This window comes from Halomonas sp., from assembly GCF_014859505.1.
In the GTDB taxonomy this organism is placed as follows: domain Bacteria; phylum Pseudomonadota; class Gammaproteobacteria; order Pseudomonadales; family Halomonadaceae; genus Halomonas.
This window is the reverse complement of the sequence record NZ_JACUUD010000146.1, coordinates 1-6,131: the sequence shown is the minus strand read 5'-3', so window position 1 is coordinate 6,131 and position 6,131 is coordinate 1. Positions and strand designations below refer to the sequence as shown.

Below are 6,131 nucleotides of genomic sequence, written 5' to 3'. Positions count from 1 at the left end.
GGGCCGGGCACGCTGTCCGGCGTGCGCGAGCGGGTCAGCGGCGCCATGATCACGCGGTTGGGCAGGCTGAGGCTGCCCAGCTGTAGCGGGGTGAGAAGCGATGTATCAGGCATCGAGAGGCCTCCTGCTGAAAGATGAATGCCATATGACAGGCCACGTATGGAGGTCAGCGCCCGATATCGTAAGCCTGTTAATGAACGCTGTCAGAAAAGCTGACACATGGGCCAGATAACCTGCCGCTATGACGGCCCTCAACAGGCCATCTAATAGATAGACAGCCCCAGTCGACCGGCGAGTTCAATGATCATCGCAAGCCCTCGCGTGGAGTTGCCATGACGGTTGAGCGGCGGGCTCCATGCGGTGATCACCCCATGCCCCGGGACAATGGCAATGATGCCACCCCCCACGCCACTCTTGGCCGGCAGGCCAACGGAGAAAGCGAACTGTCCAGACTGGTCGTACATGCCGCTGGTGGAGAGAATGGCATTGACGCGGTGGGCATCCCGCGGCATGGTCACCTGCTCGCCGCTCAGCGGATGCACGCCGCGGTTGGCCAGAAACAGCAGGCTGCGCGCCAGCTCGCTGCAGCTCATCTCCAGCGAGCACTGGAAGAAGTAGTGAGCCAGCACCTCCTCCACCTCGGCATCGAGGTTGCCGAAGCTCTTCATCAGGTGAGCCAGGGCGGCGTTGCGGCTGCCGTGTCGAGTCTCCGAGGCCAGCACGACCTCATTGACGACGCAGCGCTCGCTGCCGGCCAGGCGCCGCACGAAACTGAGAAAGGCCTGGCGGCTCGACGAGAAGTGCGACACCAGGGTATCGGCCACCAGAAGGGCCCCGGCGTTGATGAAGGGATTGCGGGGGATGCCATGCTCCCACTCCAGTTGAACGATGGAGTTGAACGGCTGGCCGGAGGGCTCCATGCCCACCCGCTGCCAGAGCTCATCCCCCATGCGCTGCATTGCCAGCACCAGGCCAAACACCTTGGAGATGCTCTGGATCGAGAACGGCAGCTCGGCATCCCCAGCGGCATGCACCTCGCCGCTCAAGGTGGCAAAGGCGAGGCCGCAATGGCTGGCATCCACGCTGGCCAGAGCCGGAATATAGTCCGCGACCTTGCCCGTCGAGGGTGACCGACTGGCATGGTGATGGATTTCCCGGAGCGCTTGGACAATTGCCGCGCTGTTGTCGACCAGGGCATTCATGTGATGAGCCTCTCCGCAGGTGATGCGGTGGAGAAATGCCAGGGGCGAGCCCGTCGGAGCCCGCCCCTGGATCGGCCATGCGAGCCGATTGCGGTTGATCGAGACCTGTCCCCGCTCAGTAGCCCACGTAGTGACCGACGATCAGGGCAATCCAGCACATGCCGTAGATCAGTACCATCAGGGGCATGATCACGCGCAGCCACTGGGCATAGGAGACCTTGCCCAATGCCAGCATGGCCAGGGTACCGCCCGAGGTCGGCACGATCAGATTCGTCAGGCCGTCGCCCACCTGGAAGGCAGTGATCATCAGCTGGCGGCTCATGCCAATGAGGTCCGACAGCGGAATCAGGATAGGCATGGTCACCAGCGCCTGACCCGAGCCACTGGGCACGAACAGGTTGATCACGCCCTGGATGACACTAGAGGCCACCGCCGCCAGGGCAACCGGCATGTCGCCAACCAGGGTGCTCAGCGAATTGACGATGGTGTCGATGATCTGGGCGTCCTGCAGGATCACCTGGATGGAGGCGGCGACCCCGATCACCAGGGCGCCGGCGGTCACCGAGGCCGCCCCTTCAATCATCTGCTTCACCAGCTCGTTGGCCCCGAGGCCATTGGCGAAGCCGATGACGATCGCCATGAGCAGGAACATGGCGGCGATCTCATTGATATACCAGCCCCGCGTGAAAACCCCCACCAGCATGATCACCAGGCCGGTCACGAAGATGCCCAGGGTGATGAGGTTGCTGCGGGTCAGGGTGTAGTCCTTGAGCTGCTTGGTCAGCTCCGCCGGCTGGTCGTCGTGATACTCGATGTTGACCACGTACCGGCAGATGAACACGGTCAGGGTGGCCAGGCAGGCCAGCACCATCAGGGTGCGCAACCACCAGCCCGAGAAGGTCGACAGCTCGCCGATGCCCTGGGCCACGCCCACCGTGTAGGGGTTGATGGGCGAGAGAGCAAAGCCGATGCCGATGCCGCCCACGGCCATCACCACGCCCACCAGGCGTGAGCAGCCGATGGCCGTGGCAATCAGCACGCCGATCGGCACCAAGGCAATGTTGTTCTCGAAGCCCACGGCCACGCCGAAGAAGCCATAGATGAAGGTGCCGGCCGCGATGATAAGGTTGCGGCTCTTGACGCTGTCCTCGGCACCGGCCTTGTGCACCGCCACCCCGATGGCGTTCTCCAGGGCCCCGGTGCGCTGCAGGATGTGAAAGAGCCCGCCGGCGATGAACACGATAAACAGGAACTGGGAGGCGCTGATCAGCCCCTCGGGAATGGCCACGAAGATCCTGAAGATGTGCAGGTTCGCCACATCCGCCAGGTAGTCGAAGGAGCCCGGTATCACCGTGGTGCGGCCGTCGACGGTCTGTCGCTCGAACTCGCCGGCGGGCACGATGAAGGTCATCAGGTAGGCGGCCACCAGGATCAGGAAGATCAGGACCATGGGGTCCGGCACCTGCTTGTACCACTTGCGTTCCGCCGGGGCGGCCGCCTTGCTGGTCTGTTGCTGTTGTTGGCTCATGATAAACCCTTGGGTCGTTGTCAAATCTTGTTGGAATGGTGGAGGAAAGGCGTCATGCCTGGGGCTGGCGGCGAGCCAGCCGCTGGCATGCATGGGCGAGCACCTCGACGGCAGCCGTCAGGTCCTCGGGTTCGATGGCTTCGCTAGGGTGATGGCTGACCCCCTCCCGGCAGCGCAGGAAGAGCATGCTGATGTCGCACAGGTCCGCCATAGCCAGGCCGTCGTGGCCGGCACCGCTGAACAGCACGCGGGGCGTGATACCGCTGTCCTTCACTGCCTCCTCCAGGGTGGCGGTCAGCCAGGGGGAACACTGCACGGCAGACTGCTCGTAGGTCTGGGCGTGGTCGAAGGTCAGGTCCAGCGCTTCCAGCGAAACGCGGATCTGCTCGAGCAGCTGCTCCCTGGCGCGGCGGCGCACCTCGTCCCGGGGCGAGCGCAACTCGATGCTCAGGGTGGTGGTCTGCGGGATGACGTTGACGCCGTTGGGCGCGTTCTCGATCTTGCCCACCACGCCGACCAGGTCGTCGGTCCCCTTGCACAGGGCATCGACATGGCGGATCACCTCGGCGGCGCCGACCAGAGCATCGCGGCGCAGAGACATCGGCACCGTGCCGGCATGGCCGGCCATGCCGCGAACGGTGATCTGGTGCCGCTCGATCCCGGTGATGGCACTGACCACACCGACCGGCAGAGAGGCCTGCTCCAGCTGGGGCCCCTGCTCGATATGCGCCTCGAGGAAAGCGATGACCTCCTCGGGACGGTAGCGATCCTCGGGGATGCGGGCCGGATCGCAGCCGAAGGCTTTCAGCGCCGACTCGAGCGTTACGCCCTCATCGTCGGTGGCCTTGAGCATCTCGGGCTCGAAGGTGCCGGCCAGCACCTTGGAGCCCAGCAGCGTGGAGCTGAAGCGGGTCCCCTCCTCGTCACTGAAGGCCACCACGTCAATGTGAAATGGCAACGCAATGTCGTATTCCTGCAGGTACTTGATCAGGGCCAGGGGCAGGATCACGCCCATCATGCCGTCGTACTTGCCGCCATTGGGGACGGTGTCCTGGTGCGAGCCGACCAGCAGCGTCCTGGCACCAGGCGTGCCACTGGCATGGCGCCCGATCAGGTTGGCGGCATTGTCGAGCCGCACCGACATGCCCAGCGCCTCCATCCATCCGGTCAGCGCCTCGAGCACGTCCCGGTGCTCCCGAGTGGCACACTGGCGGGTCACTCCTTCGCGGGCGATGTCTCGGGTCTCGCTGAACGTCGAGGCGGCTTCCAGCCACTCCCACGCCTGTCGGCCTGCCTGATCCAGGGAAAACGTCATGGTCACCTCACCGCTGTTGGGAGGACGCCCGAGGGCGGCCCGTCTATTTATCATGATAAATTAGGCTAGGTGACCCGCTTCACCCATGTCAACTCGCCGCAAGCCGGCGGTAGCTGCCTGAAAACCACCAGCAATAAGAAAATTTCCGCAAGAGCAGTCGCTTGGGCGTTGCCACCAACGAGAAGGGCTAGACCTTTGTCTAGCCCTCCAACGTCGTAATCGGCGTGTCCGATGCGTCACTAATGGCGATGGGGATCATCGGCGGTGGGAAGGCGCTTCAAAAACGCCTGGAACTCGGTGTCGCGCTGGATACGGTTATGAAGGGCGAGAAGCTCGGCCACCGCATCACCGGCCTCGTCGATGCGCAGGTCCAGGGGCAGCCCGCCGGGCGCACGCACCTTGAGGGCCGCCGAGCGGGTCCCGCGGTGATCACCCCCATGGCGCTGTGCCGCCAGCAAGGCTGCGAGCAGGGCCTCCGTCAGGCCCACCTCATCACGAGCGTGCCGGTAGGCCGCCACCATCGCGGGTATCACCTCCTCGCCGGCCAGCATGTTGCCTGCCACCACCAGTCCCGACTCAAGGTGCATACTGGCGACGTGGACGTTCTGATCTCCCGTCCAGCCGGCGACACGCCCCTGCCAGTCCATCAGGGCGACCTGCCGCCAGGCCTCGCCATGGTCCCGACGCTGCAGGTCGGCCATGATCGAGGCGACATCCTCCCCCGCTGAAAGCCGCGCCAGGCCCTGCTCGGCGGCCATCACGCTGGTGCTGAAGCCCTGCGTGATGGCGGCACCGACCCCGGGCAACAGGTGGGACACGAAGCCCCAGAGGGCGGGGCCGCCCGTGGCGCAGGCCACGCCGACGGTCTTTGATTCGGTATCCAGGGCAATCAGGCTGAAGGTCATTAGGAACTCGCTTAGCTTTTCACTGGGCTGGGAGAATGGCTAGACGGTGATACAAGGCCGTCGGACAGAATTTATCATGACAAAACAGGGTGAGCGTCAGCCTAGCGCCTCGGCGGGCGGCGTGACCGACCCTCCCACCACCGCCTGCCCACGAGCGCAGGGAGTGGACATCCTCGCCAGGCCTGTGGATGATCGATCGGCAGCATGCCTTGTCCCAGCACAGGATTTCTGGGCCGGGGCGCGTTTCGACCACTTGCAGGGAGTCCCATGAAGCGAGCACGTCAGCCACGCCGCCGCAAGCGCACCGAGGTGATCGGTGAGGCCGTCAAGGAGTATATCGCCCGTCATGGTCTCAGCCCCAGTGACCGCCTGCCCCAGGAACCGGAGCTGATCGAGGCGCTGGATGCCTCGAAGGGCACGATCCGCGAGGCGCTGCGCGGGCTGGAAGCTCAGGGCCTGATCCAGACCCGCACGGGCCCCGGCGGCGGCGCCTTCATCAGCGAGGTCAGTGACGATCGCGCGATGGAATTGCTGGGAAACTACTTCTTCTTCAAGCCGCCGACCATCCATGACATCTACGAGGCGCGCAAGGCGCTCTGGCCCGCCCTGGTGACCAGCCTGGACGGCGTCCTGGATGACGAGGCCCTGACCCGCCTCGAGGCGGTGACGAGCTACTATGACCATCCACCGGCGTCGCTCGAGGAGGAGCGCATCCAGCGCATCAAGGAGCTGGAATTCCATCTCGTGTTGGTCGACTACTGCCCCAACCCGCTGCTTGCCCTGATGTGCCGCTTCCCCATTCGCCTGCTGATGAGCATGACCGTCTGCCAACGGATCTATGATCAGCCGAATCCGGAGCTTCGCCAGCGCGGCTACCACTACCAGCGCCAGCTGATCGAAGCGCTGCGGCGGCGAGACAACGAGGCCGCACGCCGGATCGTCAGCGACCATATGCAGGCGGCCCAGGCCCTGATGGAGGAGCGCGAGGCGCTGCTTGAGAAGACCTTCTTCAAGGCCGACGCGGAATCGACTACCGGTCCCAGCCGTGAATACCTGGCGCTCACCGACTTTACCGAGGCCGAAGCGAGAAGGCATGGCGGAAAACCGCCCTGAGCTGCCCTTCCCCGCCTTCGGCCGCCCCGGCCGCCGTGATAGGCTTCCCACCATCGATACCAAGGAGC

At 64.6% G+C, this 6,131-nt stretch carries 5 protein-coding genes and 1 pseudogene; 1 reads left to right on the top strand and 5 read right to left on the bottom strand.

Annotation, left to right across the window (positions count from 1 at the left end; genetic code table 11):
- The 5 genes and pseudogenes from IBX53_RS14015 to IBX53_RS13995 form a co-directional block, all read right to left on the bottom strand.
- A pseudogene (locus tag IBX53_RS14015) lies at nucleotides 1-113 on the bottom strand (alkene reductase); the annotation flags it as partial.
- Between the two features lie 150 nt (nucleotides 114-263).
- Nucleotides 264-1,202: a glutaminase gene (locus tag IBX53_RS14010; RefSeq protein ID WP_290910359.1), complete on the bottom strand. Its 939-nt coding sequence runs from the start codon at nucleotides 1,200-1,202 to the stop codon at nucleotides 264-266.
- A gap of 115 nt (nucleotides 1,203-1,317) precedes the next feature.
- Nucleotides 1,318-2,730, bottom strand: coding sequence for a YfcC family protein (locus IBX53_RS14005; RefSeq protein ID WP_290910357.1), 1,413 nt, complete (start codon nucleotides 2,728-2,730; stop codon nucleotides 1,318-1,320).
- 52 nt (nucleotides 2,731-2,782) lie between these two features.
- Nucleotides 2,783-4,045: an allantoate amidohydrolase gene (locus tag IBX53_RS14000; RefSeq protein ID WP_290910354.1), complete on the bottom strand. Its 1,263-nt coding sequence runs from the start codon at nucleotides 4,043-4,045 to the stop codon at nucleotides 2,783-2,785.
- Between the two features lie 239 nt (nucleotides 4,046-4,284).
- Entirely contained in the window at nucleotides 4,285-4,950 is a 666-nt protein-coding gene (locus IBX53_RS13995; RefSeq protein ID WP_290910351.1) for a DUF1028 domain-containing protein, read from the bottom strand.
- 267 nt (nucleotides 4,951-5,217) lie between these two features.
- On the opposite strand from IBX53_RS13995, the gene IBX53_RS13990 reads away from it, so the two are divergent.
- Nucleotides 5,218-6,063, top strand: a complete 846-nt coding sequence (locus IBX53_RS13990; protein ID WP_290910348.1) for a FadR/GntR family transcriptional regulator — start codon at nucleotides 5,218-5,220, stop codon at nucleotides 6,061-6,063.
- Nucleotides 6,064-6,131 lie beyond the last annotated feature (68 nt).